General features: G+C 35.4%; 19 protein-coding genes. 7 read left to right on the forward strand and 12 right to left on the reverse strand.

The genetic code is table 11. The features are described from left to right. Positions 1-2: 2 nt before the first annotated feature. Positions 3-743, forward strand: coding sequence for an arginine ABC transporter permease ArtQ (artQ, locus tag H1X92_RS15510; RefSeq protein WP_180560975.1), 741 nt, complete (start codon positions 3-5; stop codon positions 741-743). Beyond that, positions 740-1,405 (forward strand): arginine ABC transporter permease ArtM, encoded by a 666-nt coding sequence (gene artM / locus H1X92_RS15515; protein ID WP_180560976.1) that lies wholly within the window; start codon positions 740-742, stop codon positions 1,403-1,405. The genes artQ and artM overlap by 4 nt, the downstream gene beginning before the upstream one ends. A gap of 319 nt (positions 1,406-1,724) precedes the next feature. Here the strand turns inward: artM and H1X92_RS15520 are convergent, their stop codons facing one another. The 3 genes from H1X92_RS15520 to H1X92_RS15530 all read right to left on the reverse strand — a co-directional run bounded on the left by H1X92_RS15520 (position 1,725) and on the right by H1X92_RS15530 (position 3,526). After that, a complete protein-coding gene (locus H1X92_RS15520; protein ID WP_180560977.1) occupies positions 1,725-2,363 on the reverse strand; it encodes a hypothetical protein in 639 nt (212 codons plus the stop codon). A gap of 232 nt (positions 2,364-2,595) precedes the next feature. Further along, a complete protein-coding gene (locus tag H1X92_RS15525; RefSeq protein ID WP_180560978.1) occupies positions 2,596-3,090 on the reverse strand; it encodes a YbjN domain-containing protein in 495 nt (164 codons plus the stop codon). Positions 3,091-3,220: 130 nt separating this feature from the next. Next, positions 3,221-3,526 carry a DUF1418 family protein gene (locus H1X92_RS15530; protein WP_180560979.1) on the reverse strand — a complete coding sequence of 102 codons (306 nt, stop codon included), beginning with the start codon at positions 3,524-3,526 and terminating at the stop codon, positions 3,221-3,223. Positions 3,527-3,710: 184 nt separating this feature from the next. On the opposite strand from H1X92_RS15530, the gene H1X92_RS15535 reads away from it, so the two are divergent. Then, the gene (locus H1X92_RS15535; protein ID WP_180560980.1) at positions 3,711-3,968 is read left to right on the forward strand and encodes a GrxA family glutaredoxin; all 258 of its coding nucleotides are present in this window, start codon (positions 3,711-3,713) and stop codon (positions 3,966-3,968) included. Between the two features lie 223 nt (positions 3,969-4,191). Here H1X92_RS15535 and H1X92_RS15540 read toward each other — a convergent pair whose 3' ends face one another. Further along, entirely contained in the window at positions 4,192-4,626 is a 435-nt protein-coding gene (locus tag H1X92_RS15540; RefSeq protein WP_180560981.1) for a secondary thiamine-phosphate synthase enzyme YjbQ, read from the reverse strand. Positions 4,627-4,787: 161 nt separating this feature from the next. Between H1X92_RS15540 and ybjG the strand changes: the two genes are divergently transcribed. The 3 genes from ybjG to H1X92_RS15555 all read left to right on the forward strand — a co-directional run bounded on the left by ybjG (position 4,788) and on the right by H1X92_RS15555 (position 9,163). Beyond that, a complete protein-coding gene (gene ybjG / locus H1X92_RS15545; protein WP_180560982.1) occupies positions 4,788-5,396 on the forward strand; it encodes an undecaprenyl-diphosphate phosphatase in 609 nt (202 codons plus the stop codon). A 946-nt stretch (positions 5,397-6,342) separates the two neighbouring features. Beyond that, entirely contained in the window at positions 6,343-7,653 is a 1,311-nt protein-coding gene (locus tag H1X92_RS15550; RefSeq protein ID WP_180560983.1) for a serine/threonine transporter, read from the forward strand. A 142-nt stretch (positions 7,654-7,795) separates the two neighbouring features. After that, a complete protein-coding gene (locus H1X92_RS15555) occupies positions 7,796-9,163 on the forward strand; it encodes an L-serine ammonia-lyase (protein ID WP_180560984.1) in 1,368 nt (455 codons plus the stop codon). A 105-nt stretch (positions 9,164-9,268) separates the two neighbouring features. On the opposite strand, the gene H1X92_RS15560 is transcribed toward H1X92_RS15555, so the two are convergent. From H1X92_RS15560 to H1X92_RS15580, 5 genes are all read right to left on the reverse strand, one after another. Next, positions 9,269-11,275 (reverse strand): hypothetical protein, encoded by a 2,007-nt coding sequence (locus H1X92_RS15560; protein ID WP_180560985.1) that lies wholly within the window; start codon positions 11,273-11,275, stop codon positions 9,269-9,271. A gap of 341 nt (positions 11,276-11,616) precedes the next feature. Continuing rightward, positions 11,617-12,825, reverse strand: coding sequence for a serine hydrolase (locus H1X92_RS15565; RefSeq protein ID WP_180560986.1), 1,209 nt, complete (start codon positions 12,823-12,825; stop codon positions 11,617-11,619). Between the two features lie 338 nt (positions 12,826-13,163). Continuing rightward, on the reverse strand, positions 13,164-13,997 hold the full coding sequence (locus tag H1X92_RS15570) for an SDR family oxidoreductase (RefSeq protein WP_180560987.1): 834 nt from the start codon (positions 13,995-13,997) through the stop codon (positions 13,164-13,166). A 108-nt stretch (positions 13,998-14,105) separates the two neighbouring features. Continuing rightward, a complete protein-coding gene (locus H1X92_RS15575) occupies positions 14,106-15,242 on the reverse strand; it encodes an iron-containing alcohol dehydrogenase (RefSeq protein ID WP_180560988.1) in 1,137 nt (378 codons plus the stop codon). Positions 15,243-15,639: 397 nt separating this feature from the next. Then, on the reverse strand, positions 15,640-15,786 hold the full coding sequence (locus H1X92_RS15580; protein ID WP_180560989.1) for an AcrZ family multidrug efflux pump-associated protein: 147 nt from the start codon (positions 15,784-15,786) through the stop codon (positions 15,640-15,642). A 310-nt stretch (positions 15,787-16,096) separates the two neighbouring features. Here H1X92_RS15580 and H1X92_RS15585 point away from each other — a divergent pair, with 310 nt between their 5' ends. Continuing rightward, positions 16,097-16,906, forward strand: coding sequence for a TOBE domain-containing protein (locus tag H1X92_RS15585; RefSeq protein ID WP_180560990.1), 810 nt, complete (start codon positions 16,097-16,099; stop codon positions 16,904-16,906). 115 nt (positions 16,907-17,021) lie between these two features. Here the strand turns inward: H1X92_RS15585 and H1X92_RS15590 are convergent, their stop codons facing one another. From H1X92_RS15590 to H1X92_RS15600, 3 genes are all read right to left on the reverse strand, one after another. Beyond that, on the reverse strand, positions 17,022-17,456 hold the full coding sequence (locus H1X92_RS15590) for a DUF4041 domain-containing protein (RefSeq protein WP_180560991.1): 435 nt from the start codon (positions 17,454-17,456) through the stop codon (positions 17,022-17,024). 460 nt (positions 17,457-17,916) lie between these two features. Continuing rightward, positions 17,917-18,903, reverse strand: a complete 987-nt coding sequence (locus H1X92_RS15595; protein WP_180560992.1) for a hypothetical protein — start codon at positions 18,901-18,903, stop codon at positions 17,917-17,919. 39 nt (positions 18,904-18,942) lie between these two features. Further along, entirely contained in the window at positions 18,943-19,857 is a 915-nt protein-coding gene (locus H1X92_RS15600) for an Ig-like domain-containing protein (RefSeq protein ID WP_441293619.1), read from the reverse strand. Between the last annotated feature and the right edge of the window lie 99 nt (positions 19,858-19,956).

The following is a 19,956-nucleotide window of genomic DNA, read 5'->3' on the forward strand; positions in this document are numbered from 1 at the left end:
CAATGAATAATCTGTTATTTCTAATAAATGCTGCCGGCTTGACACTGACTCTCGCCGGTGCTGCTTTGATACTCGGGCTGTTATTAGCCGTGTTATTCACTGCTTGGGAATCTATTCGCTGGAGGCCTGTGGCCTTACTGGGTTCTTGCTGGGTGACTTTAATTCGCGGATTACCTGAATTGCTCGTTGTCCTGTTCGTTTACTATGGCACATTACAATTTATCATGTTGTTAGGTGATGGCATTAATATTAATTTCATTTTCTGGCAAACAACCTGGCAAATTGATCCTGAATGGTTCTTTCCACAAAATAGTGAATTCGATTTTATTCCTTTTTTTTGTGGTGTTTTTGCCCTTGCTCTACTCTATGCCGCCTATGCATCCCAAACCTTAAGAGGTGCACTAAAAGCAATACCATCCGGCCAATGGCAATCAGGACAAGCCTTGGGTCTCAATCGAAATGTTATTTTTTTGCGGCTGATTATGCCACAAATGTGGCGTCACGCTTTACCTGGCTTAGGCAATCAATGGCTAGTATTGCTAAAAGATACCGCTTTGGTTTCTCTGATCAGCGTAAATGACTTAATGTTGCAAACCAAAAGTATTGTTAATCGTACTCATGAACCTTTCACTTGGTACCTAATTGTGGCTTTGATCTATCTAGCCATCACCCTAGTAAGTCAATTTATCTTACGGCGGATTGAAATACGCACAACCCAGTTTGAACAGGGAGTAACAAAATGATCAATTTAATCATTTCATTACTGCCTGGCCTGCCAACCAGTTTATCACTGACAATATGCGCAATACTTATTGCCTTTTTATTAGCGCTATTTTTGACTATCATTTTATCGTTAAAAACAGCGTTTTTTTCATCCCTAATTCAAGGCTACATTACGCTATTTACTGGCACTCCTTTGCTGGTTCAATTTTTTCTGATTTATTATGGATCCGGTCAATTTCCCGCGCTAAGAGAGTACCCTACTTTATGGGCTTTAATTTCTACTCCATGGATTTGCGCCTTGCTGGCATTAGCACTTAATAGTGCCGCCTATTCCACTCTATTATTTCATGGTGCCGTTAAAGAAATTCCTAAAACTAGCTGGCAAGCATGTCAGGCGCTAGGTATGTCAAATCATCAAACCTTGAGAATTATTTTACCTTATGCGCTTAAACGTGCGCTTTCATCCTATTCCAATGAGGTAATTCTTATATTTAAAAGCACATCACTGGCTAGTACCATAACGCTATTAGAGATTATGGGATATAGCCAACAAATTTTTGGCCAAACTTATAATGTCGATGTTTTTATTGCCGCAGGAATTATATATCTGAGCGTAAATGGCATCTTAACCTTATTGATGCGTTGGCTTGAACAATACGCTTTATCTTTTGAAAAAAACTAACCATATAAATCTCGCTTTCTACTAAAGAAAACGAAATTTATCATGATGTTAACTAATAAAGCTAATGCTATATTGCCTTCAAAAAGGGTTAATCTTTTAATGTCTAAAATCTATGATATATAGATATCAATAACATTGAACACCACTTAATAAACCCGGTTCTATTTAATGTGATATAACCATTGAATGACTATGGGATTTCACAATTATGCTAGCTCCATCTGTAAGATAGTAGCCTGCGTGTGCTGTAAAGAATAAATTATGACAATATTTACGCTTTGTTCATTTCTTAAGTCAGGTGAAGAGATTATTTTTTATACTATACCTCTTCTGTATATTTCATTTGTATTGGACATATTTCAGCCCTTGTTTTTCCTTGAGCTAATTTAGCGTCTAATTTATCTGGATCAGGTAAAAAATCAGGAAAAACTTTTGTTTCAATTCCTTTCTTAGCCGCTTCTTCTAATTCACTTAGGGTAACACTACCGCCACCAAAAGCTAAAAAGCAGCCATTCTTACTTGCCGCATATATCATATAAGAAGCACCTGAATCATCCAAAACTTTCCAGCTGTTATTCGGATCCTTAATTTGAATAACACTGTCACAATTTTTTGCTAAGCAATCTGTTGAAGCGTGTTCTGAAACAATCCCCAAAGTATTTACAGCTAGATTTTTAGCAATATCATAGACACAACCAATACCTTCAGAAGTGGCACCAGCAACGATAAGTAAATTATGGATCCCATACTTATCAATATGTTGTTTTATCTCTTTTTTTATATCGTTTTGTAATTTTTCAGTATCTTTATATCCCATTCCAGAAAACCCACTAAAAACCAATACAAATTTACCATCAATTTTTTTATCAATTTCTGTTTTTATCGGATCATGGTGATGTTCGGAAGTAGCAGAAGATTCAATATTCTTGACACTAGTAGATTGCGATAAACTGAACATATTCTAATTCCTTTTGGAAAGCAGCTATTATTGGAATATTGTTTGGTGGATAAAGTGCAAATGAAGGAGTTAACAAGAATAATAAAAAGAATCCAGCAAAATAGTTATGTTCTGTAAGGTAATAAAAAGACTGAACTTTATTGTTATTCCTGCCATATTTGTAGATAAAAAGCAGGCAACGCATTAACCATTCACATGAATGGTAAATGCCTATTGAATCTATTTTTATAATTTAATGTAACAGAAAGCGGGCAGGCAAAGTTTGCTCAGATAGCTCTTCATCGTCAATATCTTCTTGACCGCTATATAGCAAATCATTGTTATAAACTTCAAAAATAATAGCCGCCATCTGTTCTTCTGCTTGCTGAAGAAAACTGGAGAATTGGTTACAAGTCATTCCTGCCAACAACGGAAAAGATTGACTAACGACTAATTTAGGCAAATTTTCATCATTAATTTCCATAAATGCTTTCGCCGTTAATGAGCTAGCATTAATTTGGCTTAAATTTGCCAATAAGGTAATAATCGATGTCGGTTTCAGTTCAGCCAAAACCGAGAAAACTAATATGTTTTCAACAATATCCACTTTAGCATCAAAAATACCATCAATATTTTGCATATGTGGCAAATGTAATGCCTGGCAATTATCACATTCAAAATACGATGTTTTGAGTTGAACAAGCCACTCTCGTAATTTAGCTATGTCAGGGAAACAAATCGAATCCATTAATTAACCTTATTTGCACAAAACAGCAACAATTTTGCCTATGAAAATTCGCTATCTATCGTCTTAAACCAAAAATAAACCATATTTTATCATGTTAAATCATATTTAACGAGCCATTCTAACTTATAATTTAATCCATCTTACGATAATTACGCAGCTTAGCTTTTATCTTGCGTTGCTTATTTTGCGAACTATTTTTCTGTTGATCAATGCCGAAAAAATTGAGCTTAGGCAGTGCCCGCCAAACAATATTAATGATAGCCGGTATCATACAACCTATTGCTAGCATAATCATAGCAAGCAAAACACCTTTTTTCATAAATAAAGCAGCTAATTCAATATAGTTATTTATCACTAAATAGACCAATAACAATATTAGTATGCCAATAACTTCGAGTATTATCACAATTTTTGGCATATCAGCGAAAGAACGCATAGCTGATAATTTTTTTTGCTCAAAACAATCTATGTTTCCTTTTAAAAACGCTATCCTGTTATATTAGGTCATTATTAACTTCTTAAATAACAATAAGAATAAATTGTGCTTTTTTTTATGCTGACTATAAGCATAGTAATTGATATTGTAGACAATAGATAAAAATTTAATTGAAGGAGATAGGATGTTTACTGTCATTTTCGGTCGCTCTAGTTGCCCCTACTGTGTCCGTGCAAAAGCCTTAGCAGAAAAATTAAAACATCAACGTGATGATTTTGATTATAATTATGTTGATATAGAAGCGGAAGGGATCACTAAAGCTGATTTAGCTAAAAAAGTGGGTAAACCTGTTAAGACAGTTCCTCAAATCTTTATTGATGAACAACATATTGGGGGTTGTACCGAGTTTGAAGCCTACGCCGAAGAACACTTACTTTCTTAACTAGCTGATTTTATTAAAATTATTAATTACTTTAATTTTATATTTTTAAGTTTCAGGCACAAATCATTAAAGCATTTTTTGTCAAAAAATGCTTTTTTTTCTTTTATAAGAACTTTATGAATAATAAATAGTCATAACTTATGCCACTGCTTTTCTTTGAATGTCCCCAAATTATTGAGGAATCCGATAGTTTAAATTATGTCCTATTTAAACTATCGGTTTTTTATTGATCACTATCTAATTGACCATGCAGTGTTACTATAATCTGGCGTTCACCACCATGATTGCGGTGTTCACAGAGATAAATGCCTTGCCAAGTTCCCATATTTAATTGGCCATTGGTAACTGGAATAATTAAACTACTTCCTAGTAAGCTACTCTTCAAATGAGCTGGCATATCATCACTTCCCTCACAAGTATGCTGATAATAATATTCATTTTCTTTAACAATTCGATTAAAATAGCTTTCAAAATCAGCTCGAACACTTGGATCAGCGCTTTCATTGATGGTTAATGATGCAGAAGTATGTTGAATAAAAAGATGTGCAATACCGACTTCTATTCGACTAATATCAGGTAGTTGTCGTATAATTTCTGCTGTTATCAAATGGAATCCTCGAGGACGAGCATACAGTTTAATTTGCTTCTGGTACCACATAGTATCTCCCTAGCAAAAAAGCCGATGACATTATTTATATCTCATAAATGAATAAGTTCTATAAAAAAATTACCAAGCTTACTTTACCCTATATAAAAGACATTTTACCCTTGGCTATCTAATATAAATGATCATGATATCTACTCAATGAGGGCTCTACCTTGCTAAACGATATTAACTTAAGTTTGTTTAGTTTTATCAATGCCACCCCAATTACATCAATTAGTACACTAACACTGGCAATTTTTTTGGCTAAACGACTCATTCTCATATTTCCCTTAATTACTACTGCTTGCTGGTTTTGGGGTAAATCGGAAAATTTAGTCAGCCAAAGAGTCTTTGTCTGTAAAACTGCGCTTGCGCTTATTATAGGTTTAGCTATTTCTGGTTTTATTGGCGTAATTTTTCCCCAAGAGCGACCTTTTATGTTGGGAATAGGTCAACATTTTCTTGCTCATGCGCCGACTCCCTCTTTTCCCAGTAATCATGCTACTATTGCTTTTACTTTTGCTTTTAGCTTTTTATTCTGGTTAAGAAATTGGATTGGATTGTTATTTTTAATACCGGCTTTCGCTATTGCGTGGGCAAGAATTTTTCTCGGAGTACACTGGCCTTTAGATATGGTAGGCGCATTTTTAGTTGCTATTATGGCTTGTGGAATTAGTCAAACAATTTGGGAAATAGTTGGGGATAAATTACTACCATATATCATAAAAGCTTATCAAATCTTATTTGCGCCTTTTATTAAGAAAGGTTGGATTAAAGGTTAAATACAAAAATAATTTAAATAAATCTATAAATAGCCTCTGTTAATTGAAAAACCTGCCAATTTTAAAGAGGCTATTTTATTATTCAATATTTTAAATATCTTAAATCAACAGATAATTATTTATGATAAGTATCACCTAAATAAAATAACATGATCGGATTACACTAAAATAGAATTAAAGATTGCCAGATTTAATATTTATGCCATTTAACATTTAAATTTACGGCATTAATTTATGATAGTTATATCTTAAAAGGAAATTATTTCTTTATGAAATAAAAATAACGCGTTAATAAAAATAAACTATTTTTTGTACAAAAGTAAAAAAATAATAATATGATGTTTAAAATGAAATCAGCAAAGAGCAAACAATAAATCAATTAATAATTTTAAATAAGTGAAACCGCTAAATATTATTAGTAAATTATCCGTTTATTTATATACATTACCAAAATTAATAAAAATTTTTTATCAAAAATTGAGTTTATTAACTGAATGATTAATCATATTTATTAAAACAACTATAAGCAATATTAGCCAAGAACAGTTAAAATTTAACAAAATAAAAACAAAAAATACCACTCATTTTAACAACAGGCTATAGATGATTATACTTTTGGGATGCTCATCACGGAATTTTATGCCAATAAATAATAAGATTTGCGTCTGAAAAACTAAAATATAATTTCGATATATAAAAAAACAAATAAAATTGATTCTAAACAGTATTGTGATAATGACACTAAACCATAATGTGGTATAGTATCGCAATTATCCTTAACTAGAATAATCAGTTACTTTATTTACATAAATTCTAACTATATATTTTGTTTCTGTAGATAAAGCATGTTGTATAAATATACCTGCAATCATAATTATATTGACCGGTTTTCATACATTAAAAATTTACTATTTTTTGTTTCTCGTTTTATATTTTGGAGATTACCATGGATACAACTCGAGTTGATTCCATCAGTTCCTCATATGCACACCAGGACGTAAAAGTTTGGCGTAAAAGTAATACAGTTTGGATGTTGGGCTTATACGGTACCGCTATTGGTGCTGGAGTCCTCTTTTTGCCTATTAATGCAGGTATGAGTGGCCTACTGCCCGTCATTCTAATGACGCTGCTCGCTTTTCCAATGGCCTTTTTTTCTCATCGCGGTTTGACCCGTTTTGTATTGTCCGGTTCAAAACCAAATGGCGATATTACCGAGGTGGTAGAAGAACATTTTGGCCGTTCAGCAGGTAATTGGATTACGTTGCTCTATTTTTTCGCTATTTATCCTATCTTATTGGTATACGGTGTATCGATTACCAATAATGTTGAGAATTTTATCGTTGAACTCCTCGGTTACAATGCTCCACCACGCTGGCTATTAGCGCTTATTCTTGTTGGTGGTATCATGGCTATTGTTAGCCTAGGTGAGAAATATATAGTGAAAATAATGAGCATGCTAGTATTTCCGTTTATTGCGGTGCTGGTGATATTCTCACTTTATATGATCCCGCATTGGCATAGTGCTGCATTAGAAACGCTTTCCTTCTCCAATCTTAATATGGATAATGCTGAAAATAACCAAAGTATGTTGGCTACAATTTGGTTAACCATTCCGGTTATGGTTTTTGCCTTTAACCATTCACCAATTATTTCTGCATTCGCCGTTGCCAATCGTAAAGAATATGGTGCGCATGCTGATCAAAAATCTTCGCGAATTTTGGCTTCAGCACATATTTTAATGGTACTAACAGTTATGTTTTTCGTTTTTAGCTGTGTATTTACCTTGTCTCCTGCTGATTTGGTAAAAGCAAAAGCGGCAAACATTAGTATCCTCGACTATCTATCTAGTTATTTCGATAAACCTTTTATTAAATATGCCGCTTCACTCATTGCTTTTGTCGCGATTATAAAATCGTTTCTGGGGCATTATCTCGGTGCTCGTGAAGGTTTTAACGGTTTGGTTGAACGCGCTTATCGGGCAAAAGGTAAAACAATCAATATCCAAAAGCTAAATAAAGCGACTGCAATTTTTATGTTAGTCACTACCTGGTTAGTTGCTACTTTAAATCCAAGCATTCTAAGCATTATCGAAAGTTTAGGTGGTCCTGTTATTGCAATTTTATTGTTCATGTTGCCAATGTACGCCATTAGCAAAATACCCGCTATGCGTAAATATTCTGGTCATATTAGCAATATTTTTGTGGTAATTGTCGGTATTATCGCTATTTCAGCTGCAGTATATAAATTATTTCTTTAACGTTTAACGATTCTGGGATGGCTTTCATTATCCGTAATGAATTAGCTTTCCCAAATACCGTAAAACCGAAATATTAACTTCAACACTTCAGCCAACTTATTACTAAAAAAATTAGCGCCTTTAACAAGGAGGCGAATAAAATATGAGTAGTGTTTTTGATATTTTTAAAATTGGCATTGGCCCATCCAGTTCTCATACTGTCGGCCCAATGAAAGCCGGGAAACAATTTGTTGATGATCTAATCGAAAAAGAGATACTAACCAGAGTCAAGCGGATTAGTGTTGATGTTTATGGTTCTTTATCTTTAACTGGTAAAGGTCATGCCACTGATATTGCCATTATTATGGGTTTAGCTGGTAATCTACCTGATACTGTGGCTATCGATTCTATCTCTACCTTTGTTAAAAATGTTGAACAGACTCAGCGCTTATCTCTTGCCAATGGACAGCATGAGGTCGATTTTCCTATCCAAGGTGGGATGAACTTTCACACCACTAATCTACCTCTCCATGAAAATGGTATGGTAATTACCGCTTTCGCCGATGAAAATAAACTGTACAGTAAAACCTATTACTCTATTGGCGGTGGTTTTATTGTTGACGAAGAGCATTTTGGTCAAGAAAGTGGATCGTCAGTTCAACTACCTTATCCATACAAATCAGCTGCAGAATTACAACGCCACTGCAAAGATACCGGCCTTTCACTTTCGGCATTGGTTATGCAAAATGAACTGGCATTGCGTAGCAAAGAGGAAATCCAAACTCACTTCGATGCAGTCTGGCAGGTTATGCAGCAAGCTATCGAACGTGGAGTCAATACCGAAGGTCTTTTACCAGGCCCACTTCGGGTACCACGCCGTGCGGCAGCATTGAGAAGAATGTTAGTCACCTCCGATAATACGACCACTGATCCGATGGCAGTTGTTGATTGGATTAATATGTTCGCCTTAGCAGTTAATGAAGAAAATGCAGCAGGTGGACGCGTCGTTACCGCACCAACCAATGGTGCTTGTGGTATTATTCCTGCCGTACTTTCCTATTATGATAAATTTATTCGCCCTATTAACGAAAATTCATATACCCGTTTCTTTTTAGTTGCTGGCGTTATTGGCACCCTCTATAAAATGAATGCTTCCATTTCTGGTGCTGAGGTCGGCTGTCAAGGAGAAGTTGGAGTTGCTTGTTCTATGGCAGCAGCAGCATTAACAGAATTAATGGGGGGTAGTCCCGCTCAAGTCTGTATCGCCGCTGAAATTGGCATGGAGCATCATCTTGGCCTTACTTGTGATCCGGTTGGTGGTCAAGTCCAGGTTCCCTGCATCGAGCGTAATGCGATTGCGGCAGTTCAAGCGGTTAATGCTGCCCGAATGGCTTTACGTCGAATCAGTGATCCACGCGTTTGCCTGGATAAAGTGATTGAAACCATGTATGAAACCGGCAAAGACATGAATGCTAAATATCGTGAAACTTCACAAGGTGGATTGGCTATTAAAATTACTTATTGCGACTGAATGATTTAAAACTATTACAGCCATTAACTAGTAAGCCAGTTTTAATAACTGGCTTACTTAATATATTAATAAATTATTTTATTATCCATTACCTCTGTCTACCGATTAAACGACTTGCGGCATATACATGCGTGGGCTTGGATCGAATGCAGGCTTTAAATCACAGGAATCATAAGCGGTTGATTCTTTATTTTTAAATCCTGACATCATTTGGCTCAATCCTTCCGTTTGCATATTATCAATATTAATGGTATTCCCCTGAAGAGATAATCTACTATAACCATTTAAATTAATTATATTTATTTGATTATAATTTATAATTGTTGGCTGGTTGTCAACAGCAGCTCTAAGAGTTTGCATTTCCAAGCTTGGAGCTAAATATGCCGGTAAATGGGTTGTTGGCGATTCCGCTAGAAAACTTTTCTCTATCGGAGCTTCCTGTATTGGACTCTTCTCGCTCATGGTTTCATCTGAGCATCCACACAGTTTCTCTACAGTTAAAATTTCCGCTGTCGGATTTTTTTCTGTCGGAGCTTCCTCTGTTAGACTTTTCTCTGGCAAGGTTTCCTCTAGAGATAAAAACGGTTGCTCTATCGTTGGAATTGCCGCTGTTGGACTTTTCTCTGTTGCAGCTTCCTCTGTTATACTTTTCTCGGCCAAGGTTTCCTCTAGAGATAAAAACGGTTGCTCTATCGTTGGAATTGCCGCTGTTGGACTTTTCTCTGTTGGGGCTTCCTCTGTTATACTTTTTTCGGCCAAGGTTTCCTCGAGAGATAAAAACGGTTGCTCTATCGTTGGAATTGCCGCTGTTGGACTTTTCTCTTTTGGGGCTTCCTCTGTTAGACTTTTCTCTGCCAAGATTTCCTCTAGAGATAAAAACGCTTGCTCTATCGTTGGAATTGCCGCTGTTGGACTTTTCTCTACCAAGGTTTCCTCTGGAGATATAAACGTTGGAATTTCTGCTGTCGAACTTTTTTCTGTTTGTGTTTCACATAATAGCGTTCCCGTTACATTAATATTGTTACCAACGGTAATATCACCGATCCCCGCACTACCATGTTGTACTGCTATTACCGTAATATCGTTCTCTTTACCGGCGGTAATATCCTTGATGGTCAAACGACCACTCTCTTTTGCCGTCTGTTTAATGGTGTTGTTTTCACCAGCAGTGATATCGTCTATCTCTGCACTACCATGCAGTTCCGCTGTTAGTGTAAGTTTGTTTTCTTTACCGGCGGTAATATCCTTGATGGTCAAACGACCACTCTCTTTCGCCGTCTGTTTAATGGTGTTGTTTTCACCAGCAGTGAGATCGTCTATCTCTGCACTACCATATAATTCCGCTGTTGCTGTAATTTTGTTCTCTTTACCGGCGGTAATATCCTTAATGGTTGAACGACCACTCTCTTTTGCCGTCTGTTTAATGGTGTTGTTTTCACCAGCAGTGATATCGTCTATCTCTGCACTACCATGCAGTTCCGCTATTAGCGTAAGTTTGTTTTGTTTGCCCGCTGCAACATCCTTAATGGTTGAACGACCACTCTCTTTTGCCGTCTGTTTAATGTTGTTGTTTTCACAGGCAGTAACATCGTCTATCTCTGCACTACCATACAATTCCGCTGTTGCTGTAATTTTGTTCTCTTTGCCGGCGGTAATATCCTTAATGATTGAACGGCCGCTCTCTTTCGCCGTCTGTTTAATGGTATTGTTTTCATAGCCAATGATATTGCCTATCTGTGCATCAGCATGCTGTTTTGCTATTGCTATAATATTGTTCTCTTTATTTGCTTTAATATTGCCGATTGATGAAGTACCAACCTCTATAGCACTCTGTTTAATCGTGTTGTTTTTACCGGCAGTGATATTGCCTATCTGTGCATCAGCATACTGTTTAGCTGTGACTGTAATATCATTCTCTTTACCGGCAGTGACATTGCCTATCTGTGACTTACCACTATCCGCTACTAGGATATTAATATTATTAATACCGATAACTGTTATCGCACTATCATTAAGCGTTACCGAACGGTCAAATTTTATTTTTGTCTTTTTTTTATTTTTAATCTCTCCTTTTAAATTGTTATTTCTGACTTTGAATCTATTTGTATCCATTATACAAACTCCACCATAAGATTTTATTTAATAAAAATAGGGAATGCGGAATAACTTTCTGTTAATCCGAAATAATTGGTAGACAAAATTATAATAATTTAATTAATAAATAATTATTTAATTATGTCTAAAACAATTATGAGGCAATTAATTTAACCTCACAATGAAGTTTGTCTGTAAATAAAAAAGTAAATTTATATAAAAAAATAATATTATATTTTTATATTTTTATAAAATTAATTAAATATAACGCTAATTTTATTCAAAAATATTTAACTTGCTTTTATTAAAAATAATTATAAAAAAAGACCCGCAGGTCTTTTTATCTTTAACTAATCAAACTAACCAAATAATGCCTGCCACCAACTGGAAATTGTCACAACAATATAATCCCATACTCGACTCAAAAATCCACCCTGCTCTATCGCTTGTTTCACCACTAATGGACGTTTATCAATCAATTGATCGTTTAAAAAGAAATTAATTGTTCCTACTACCTGATTTTTGCTTAACGGCGCTTTGAGATAATCTGAGTTGAGGGTATAGGTCGCTTTTAGCTCTTGCTCTTTTCCTTTCGGGATGGTTATTGCTGCATCTTTTTCAGTTCCCAATAAAACCGTAGATCGGTTGCCATACCATACCTTTTCAGTCGTAAAGGGTTTATCTGCCGTTATAGGAATAACCGTAGTAAAAAAACGAAATCCCCAATTTAGCAGCTTTTCACTTTCGGTAAAACGAATGCGATCACTCGATGCCCCCAACACTACAGCAATCAATCGCATTGGGCCATTCGTTGCCGATGTAATAAGATTATACCCTGCCCCACTTGTATGACCGGTCTTAATCCCATCCACCTGTAAGTTTTTGCTCCACAATAAACGATTGCGATTGAATTGCTTAATTTTATTATAAGTAAACACTTTTTCGCCGTGTAGCAAATACTCATGCGGAACATCTCTAATCAATGCTTGAGATAATACCGCCATATCGTGGGCAGTACTGTATTGGCCTTCTGAATCCAAGCCGTGTACGGTCTTAAAATGCGTATTTTTTAATCCTAATGAGGTAACATACTGGTTCATGAGATCGACAAAAACCGTTTGACTACCCGCGACATAATCCGCCAATGCGATACAAGCATCATTACCCGATTGAATGACGATACCACGATTTAAATCCAGCACCGATACCCTATCACCAGGTTTTAAAAACATTAAAGAAGAACCGTGTAAAACAGGGTTACCCGTTGCCCAAGCATCTTCTCCTACGGTGACAAGATCATTAATGCTAATTTTACCTGCTTTAATCGCTTGCCCCACTACATAACTGGTCATAATTTTTGTTAAACTAGCTGGATCTAAACGTTCATCTGGATTATTGGCTGTTAAAACTTTGCCACTATGGTAATCCATTAACACATAAGCTTTTACATCAAGTTGCGGTGTAACCTGTGATCCATCGGCATAAACATTGATCGGTAAAACAAAAATAAATAATAGACTTAATCCACTCGTCAAATGGTTAATTTTTTTCATCAAGCTCTTTTTCATTCTCGATCTCCCGCGCTTTCTGATTTAAATATATTAAGTATGCTACTATAAAGCGCTTATAACGATTAAAGTTAGCCAAAAAGCAGAAAGAATATTGCTATATATGATCTGCCACACAAATCGAAGTAGAAAAAATAGGTTGTTAACTGTTTCAGTTGATAAAATTAAGCCAATATAAAACATTCACCATAAGCAGAAAACCCGACAAATTTCGGACAATAACTGCTCGCAGTGGCATAAATAAATCAGTACAAAACCCTGTATTACTAATTTTTGCCCTAACCAGCAATTTTACTAATGGTCTAAATGCAAAATATATCTTACCGTCAATTCTCTAATTATAGACTCATTGGCATATTGCCAGGATCAGGATAGTTATATTCGAATCCAAGCTCCCTACAGATACGGCTACCATCAATAATTTTTCCAGCGATAGGTGTTGATTCAGAAATAAATTCTGGCGGTTGCAAGGCTAGCTGTTGTGATGCCGCTGTATAATAAGATGATCTAATTGGATGTTCAGGTGCGCATAAATTATAAATATTGCCACCTTCTGGCCGCAATATTAATAACTTTATTGCAGTAATAATATCATCTTGGTGAATAAGATTAACCGGCTCATTTCCTCCTGTTAATGCTGTTTGGCACGCTAAAAACCGTCCTGCATGTCGAGCTTCACCCACTAAACCCGCTAACCTAAGAATATCTACTGATATATTTGGCAATTGATGTAGCCAATTTTCTACCTCGACCAGCGTTTTACCTACTTCGGTATTAGGATATAACTCAGCATCTTCATTTAAAGTTCCACTTTGTGCTCCATACACTGAGGTTGAACTGGTAAAAATAATACGCGGTATAGCGTAGGAAAGGGCAGTATCAACTAAAAGTTGTACCGCCTTCAAATAACCGATACCACCTTCTGCTGTTTTATTGGCTGGTAACATAATAACCAACACATCGGTAGCATTCATTAACTGCACCAGATCTTCGGCCTCACACTTAATATCTGGCGTTAGCAGTAATTGGTAACAATCAATACCTGACATTCTGGCTGCATTTACACCATCTGGCGTGGTTTTACTACCAACCACTTCCATTCCTGACCGCATTAACTCAAGTGCTAAGGGTAATCCTAACCAGCCTAATCCAATGATAGCGACCTTTTTCATAAATCTGACCACCTCCGATCAACTTAGTAGTTACATTATACTTACCCTACTTATTAATATAATTCAAAGATCACAATTCTCTAACAATAATTAGTTATAACATTAAAACTACATTGCTGATTGGTAAATAGCGATCAAATCAGTTAAATTCGCCTGAACAGGATTAGTGATACCGGAAGCACTTTTTAACGCTGCTTTAGCTAATTTAGCTAAATCACTATCCTGAACATTCAATCGTCTTAGTCCTGAAGGTAGCCCAAGATCACAATTTAGCCGTCTTATTTCAGCAATACAAGCTTCTGCACCACGTTGATCGGTCATATGAGCAACTCGAATCCCCATTGCACCAGCAATATTTTTTAACTTTTTTGCCACTGCCTTCAGATTAAAAACTTGTACTTGAGGCAACAAAACCGCATTGCAAATGGTTAGTGGTTGATTATAAAAATGGCTCACTTGCCAGGCTAAGGTCTGTACATATCCCTGTGAAGCATTATTAAAAGCCATACCCGCTAGAAACTGGGCATAAGCAATATTTTCGTGGGCCTGCAAATCTAATGAATAATTAACTGCTCGGCGCAAATCATTACTCAATATTTTAATAGCGCTCAAAGCACATGCATCTGTAACAGGATTAGCTGCTGTAGAAACATAAGCCTCAATAGCATAAGTTAAAGAGTTCATGCCTAATGCAGCAATAAATTCACTTGATAAACCTAGCATTAATTCCGGTTCAGTTACTGACAGTAAGGGCGTAATACGTGATCCGGCAATTGCTAAATTGATCAATTCATTTTTAGTTTGATCAATCAATGGATTAAAATTATCGATATTTGAGGCAGAAGTTGTGTTGATGGTAATTAAAGGCCATGGCTTTTTAATATTATCAGTCATAAAAATGGATTGATGAGATTGTAAATAAATCATTGCCTTAGCATAATCATAAGCAGCTCCCTCACCAATTGAAACAATACAATCAATTTGCTGCTGTTCATAACAACCGATCGACTGTTTTACAATTTCTAATGATGACACCAATTTAGCATCAGTAAAAAGATGACTTTTAATCTTATTATGTAAAAAAACTCTGGTTACTTTTTCAACCAGACCACTATTCATTAAAAAAGGATCAGTCACTATAAGCACATGCTGATAACCATAATCCTTCATTAAATTTACCACATCGACTAAACATCCCCGGCCAATTTTATTGATAGTAGGAATGCAAAAAGTTGATGGCGGCATAATAATTATCCTTAAACTAAATAAAATAAAACAAATGAACTTATCTTGCTATCAAATAACAACCAAGCTATTTTTTCACAGATAGAAATAAAAATCGCTTCATCAATCACTAAGTCAATTTATAGTTTTATAGTTTATTTATACTTTTAAACTAAACAGGCTGATTATATTTAATATTTTGGCATCGGTAAGATATCAAGTAGGTATTAAGCGTTTACAGATCAGATAATAAAGAGCAAAAAATAGAGAATGGCGAGGTAATTGAGGCTGTTGTTATATCTAAATTAAATATATCACTCAGATTAAAAATAAGTAATAAAGTGCCTGAAAAAGCATAAAACGCTTTTTCAGGCAATGCCACAAAATTTTGGCTAATTATCAAGAGAAGATCAATGTATTAATGTTGTTTCTTTGAGTGAGGGTAATGTGCCTTCGACAATATGTTAAAAAGCTCTCCAATACCATAAATTAGTAACATAATTCCACCCATCACAATCGGCACCATACAGAGTGCAAAGAGCATACTTTTTAAAATATCCAGCATTAGATAGCCTCGGTAAAGTAGTGATTCATTCTATTAGGTAAGATATAAACATAACTAAATAGTAACCTTATAAGTTAGATTATTCTATTTATTTTCTATTTTGAAGGCTAACACTAAAGTTTTCATTTTTTTACACCGATGGTAAATTTAGTGACAAAAATGATTAAATTCCTAAAATATTAATCTCTAACCGCAGATATTTATTCGCAACAATCGACAAGTCTTCATTCTATTTCCACTATTTGATATAACAAAGAGCAATAAAATAATAAACTCGTAATGTGAGTTTGGGCTAATAAGGCTATTTTTAATGGATATTTTCTTAACCTTAAAACTTCATGATCGACTATTTGCTGATGCACGACGGATCAAATTACTCAACTATATAAAATCTTCTGGCTCCATTAATCAAGCTGCACAATTGGCGGGCATGAGTTATAAAAGCGCCTGGCATGCAATAAACGAAATGAATCAAATAGCCGAAAAAACTCTACTTGCCAGTGCTACCGGCGGTAAAGGTGGCGGTGGTACCGTTTTAACGCCCTACGGCGAACGTTTATTACAACTGTATGGATTATTAAAACAGATCCAGCAAAAAGCCTATCATGTGTTAAATGATAAAAATTTACCGCTCGATAGTTTACTAGCAGCAATTTCACGTTTTTCATTGCAAACCAGCGCGCGTAATCAATTCTTTGGTACTTTGATCGAATATGATAGCCACTCAATTCAGCAAAATATCAAAATTCAGTTAACCAATAGTGACACCATTTTAAATGCCTCATTAACTAAGCAAAGTATCAAACGATTACAATTAACAGTCGGCAAAGAAGTTTTAATTCTACTCAAAGCACCCGCAATAAAATTGCTGCCATCACAAACAGTAATCCCAGCAGCCGATAACAAGGTAACAGGAACGGTAGTTCATATTGAAAAAGATGATAAAGATAGTGAGCTGAAGGTGAAATTAGAGGATGGATTATTACTTTGCTCTATCATGTCAAATCAAGCAATAGCAGATCAAAGAATAGAACTTGGCAATAAATTGACGGCAGTTTTTGCCGCTAACCAGATTATTGTCGCCACATTACAATATTTGCCTGACTTAACAACAGATTAATTTTATAAAATTTATTTTAACATATAAAAAGCTTAATAAAACCAACCAATAATTAAGCTTTTATAATGAAAATATAAAAATTGATACTGATATTATTCCTATAACAGCAAATTAACTATTTTTGATAGGAGTCAACTAACTTCTGTATTTTCTTTTTCGTGCTAACAAAGTTATTGTACTTTACCTTGGCACAGAGTAAATCAAGTTTGGTATTAAGTGCCATCGCTAACAAATTTTTTGAATCACTATCCATAATATTTTTGTTAATATTCCAATATTTAATATCATCCATAATCATAACGTAGTCTTTTATATACTTTTGATATTTAACGGGTTCTGTTTTTTTAAGTAGATTTAAGTGATCAATACATTCGTTGTTTGTTGAGGAAATAATAATACCATTAAATAATATTCCAGATTTGTTGACTGGCGATTCAACTGCCGCTGTTTGGTTATCGATATTGCTATTTTTTTTAGCGAAACCCGCACATCCGCTCAACAACATAATGGCTAATAATACACTAAACAGATTTTTTTTATTGTACGTCATGTCATTGAATCCTAAAAATATTATTTTCTTTGATCTACACGAAATCACGAATGGTAAATTAACTGATAAAAGAAGTAAACAACTTCCTTTTCTAACGATAAATAAAGCGATCAACCTCTCAGATTAATTACCGTGGCTTTAAAATATAGTTTGCCATCCCTGGCAGGTTAACTACTTCCTAATATCTTTTATTTCAGTAAAAATGGGTTTAATTTTTGTAATAACGACTAAATAATAATTATTACCAATATTATCATTTCATTACTTTTTCTCACTAGCGATAAATGAATGCCAATTTCCTTATCGACATTCAAAATACCGCTTACATCCGTTAAGATTTATTGCAATGAAATTTACTAGAAATCCCTGCCAATACTAATGAAAATATTTCTTTCACTTGTATGCCCAATATAATATCTCTCCATTGATAAAAATATTTGTCATGATTTCCAACCCATTTTTATTCTATTAACCTTAGATCTGATTTGATACTGACTTTTTCTGGTGTAACGGTTGAGGTTGCAGGGTTATAGAGCCAATCCTGGCCAGGTTTCTGGTAATCTAACTTAAATAGCCCATCAACATTAATATTGGCTTGGCCTTTGTCATTAAGTGGTACGATGATTTGATTTCTGTTATTCGGTTTTAGCTCCTGACCCTCAATATTAAAGGTAAAATTTAATCCGGCTAAATTGGTGGTAAAAAACTCGCCAGACTTAGCGCTGTCTGGATAAACATCCAGCGTAACGCTTTTATTAGCAAGACTAAGGTGGTTATTAGCCTGACAGGTTAAATTTAAGCCGCCAATATTTGCTACTGACTGCTGCTTTAATGTTAAATTGTCATTGATAGAAAGATTAAATTTGCGCCAAGAATAGCTAGAATTACACGCAATTTCAGTAATATTATCTAATTGAGATAAGCTAAATCTATAATTCGGCCCTTTCGGATCATTATTCAATCCACCCTTACCATCAAGCTGATAAATATTTAGCTGCCCAGAAAAACGACTTGAATCAATATCACCATCTTTCTTTATATAAAGCCTTACCTGAATAGTTCCTTTTTCCGGCTGATTAGCATTCACGTAAATATCGGTTTCTATCCTTCGCTCTATTTCTGGGATATTAATATTCAAATCAGTATCATGACCGTTATAGGTTATACCAAATTTCATTCCCGGAGGAATGTCTGGCGCACTTACTTCTGGAAAAGAATAAAAGTAGACCGCTTCTGATTCCTTAGAAGTGCATTCAACATTTCGCGTAAATAGCTCAGATATCCAGATCTTTTCACCATTTTTAGAATCTTTAGGGATCAAAACATTGCCCACAGGTTTAGTCTCACGATAAGGATTATCAGTATTACCTAAAACCTTACATTCCAGCGCTAACGCGCTGCTGCTATAGAAAAACAGCATTGCCATAATAAGTGCTATTTTTTTCATTAAAAACTCCATTTCTATCTCACAATCAACCAGTCATTGTTAATTAGCTGATGACAACATTGTAATAGTGTATTCAACCTTGAACTTGTTAGACACTGTCTGATTGGTAGACGAAGTTACAGTCACATCAAACCTACCCACTTTTGCACTCTTCGGTGAGAACTTAACTTTACCTAGATTATCGGTGGTAAGTTTCTCATTAATCGATAAAGCTGGAATTAACACATCTACAGCATAATCTTTCAAAACATTACCATTGCTATCAGTGACACTAATTTCAAATGGATACTCTGATTGATCATCCGCCGGTACAATATTTTTTTGCATTAATGACGTAATTTGGATCCCAGCAGTTGCAGTATCGCCAACAAAGCTCACTGTTTTATCGGCTTTGTTTACCTTGCCATCGCTTAATTGCGCACTGACCTGAATATTCTCAACAGCTTTAGTTGTACTGGTTAAATCAATTTTGGCCTCTCCATTAGCGTCAGTTTTACTCTTCGCCGGTTTTGGTAATGTAGCATCGCTACCTTTATCTTGTTGCCATGTCACCTCGATGTTAGGCACCAAATTGCCATTTGCATCTTTTACCACTGCAATAAAAGTGAATGTATCTTTACCATTGGCAGCTTTACTAATGATATCGCCATCCAATCGAACTTGAGTTAATGCTGCCGTAGTGCTATCCGCAACAAAGTGGGTTGGTTTGTTAACCTCTTTATCATTAACTTTAGCCGTGACGGTATAAGCACCTGCCTTACTGCTCGTTACCTTGGTAATCGCTTTACCTTCGCTATCGGTTTTAACTTTTTGCTGCGTAAGTTTCGCTTCACCACTGACCGTAAATGTCACCTCTGCATCAGGCACCCAATTACCTTTTGCATCAGTTACTCTTGCAGTAACTACATTGGTTGTTTTTCCATCTGCCGGTGAGTTATCCGGATCAATCAACAAATTGGCGTCAGTAATTTCCGCCGTTGTGCCATCGGCTTTAAAGGTGGTCTGTTTNTCAGTCCCTTTNCCATTNACGNTAGCCGTAACGGTATAAGTACC

Origin of the sequence: Arsenophonus endosymbiont of Apis mellifera (genome assembly GCF_903968575.1) — a bacterium.
GTDB lineage: Bacteria > Pseudomonadota > Gammaproteobacteria > Enterobacterales > Enterobacteriaceae > Arsenophonus > Arsenophonus apicola.

Coding starts and splice junctions, on each gene's coding strand:
- H1X92_RS15520 (WP_180560977.1), bottom strand. CDS start 2,363: ATGTTCAGTTTATCGCAATCTACTAGTGTCAAGAATATTGAATCTTCT.
- H1X92_RS15525 (WP_180560978.1), bottom strand. CDS start 3,090: ATGGATTCGATTTGTTTCCCTGACATAGCTAAATTACGAGAGTGGCTT.
- artM (WP_180560976.1), top strand. CDS start 740: ATGATCAATTTAATCATTTCATTACTGCCTGGCCTGCCAACCAGTTTA.
- H1X92_RS15580 (WP_180560989.1), bottom strand. CDS start 15,786: ATGCTGGATATTTTAAAAAGTATGCTCTTTGCACTCTGTATGGTGCCG.
- H1X92_RS15535 (WP_180560980.1), top strand. CDS start 3,711: ATGTTTACTGTCATTTTCGGTCGCTCTAGTTGCCCCTACTGTGTCCGT.
- H1X92_RS15595 (WP_180560992.1), bottom strand. CDS start 18,903: ATGAAAAAAATAGCACTTATTATGGCAATGCTGTTTTTCTATAGCAGC.
- H1X92_RS15560 (WP_180560985.1), bottom strand. CDS start 11,275: ATGGATACAAATAGATTCAAAGTCAGAAATAACAATTTAAAAGGAGAG.
- H1X92_RS15540 (WP_180560981.1), bottom strand. CDS start 4,626: ATGTGGTACCAGAAGCAAATTAAACTGTATGCTCGTCCTCGAGGATTC.
- H1X92_RS15565 (WP_180560986.1), bottom strand. CDS start 12,825: ATGAAAAAGAGCTTGATGAAAAAAATTAACCATTTGACGAGTGGATTA.
- H1X92_RS15575 (WP_180560988.1), bottom strand. CDS start 15,242: ATGCCGCCATCAACTTTTTGCATTCCTACTATCAATAAAATTGGCCGG.
- H1X92_RS15590 (WP_180560991.1), bottom strand. CDS start 17,456: ATGACGTACAATAAAAAAAATCTGTTTAGTGTATTATTAGCCATTATG.
- artQ (WP_180560975.1), top strand. CDS start 3: ATGAATAATCTGTTATTTCTAATAAATGCTGCCGGCTTGACACTGACT.
- H1X92_RS15585 (WP_180560990.1), top strand. CDS start 16,097: ATGGATATTTTCTTAACCTTAAAACTTCATGATCGACTATTTGCTGAT.
- H1X92_RS15550 (WP_180560983.1), top strand. CDS start 6,343: ATGGATACAACTCGAGTTGATTCCATCAGTTCCTCATATGCACACCAG.
- H1X92_RS15530 (WP_180560979.1), bottom strand. CDS start 3,526: ATGCGTTCTTTCGCTGATATGCCAAAAATTGTGATAATACTCGAAGTT.
- H1X92_RS15555 (WP_180560984.1), top strand. CDS start 7,796: ATGAGTAGTGTTTTTGATATTTTTAAAATTGGCATTGGCCCATCCAGT.
- H1X92_RS15570 (WP_180560987.1), bottom strand. CDS start 13,997: ATGAAAAAGGTCGCTATCATTGGATTAGGCTGGTTAGGATTACCCTTA.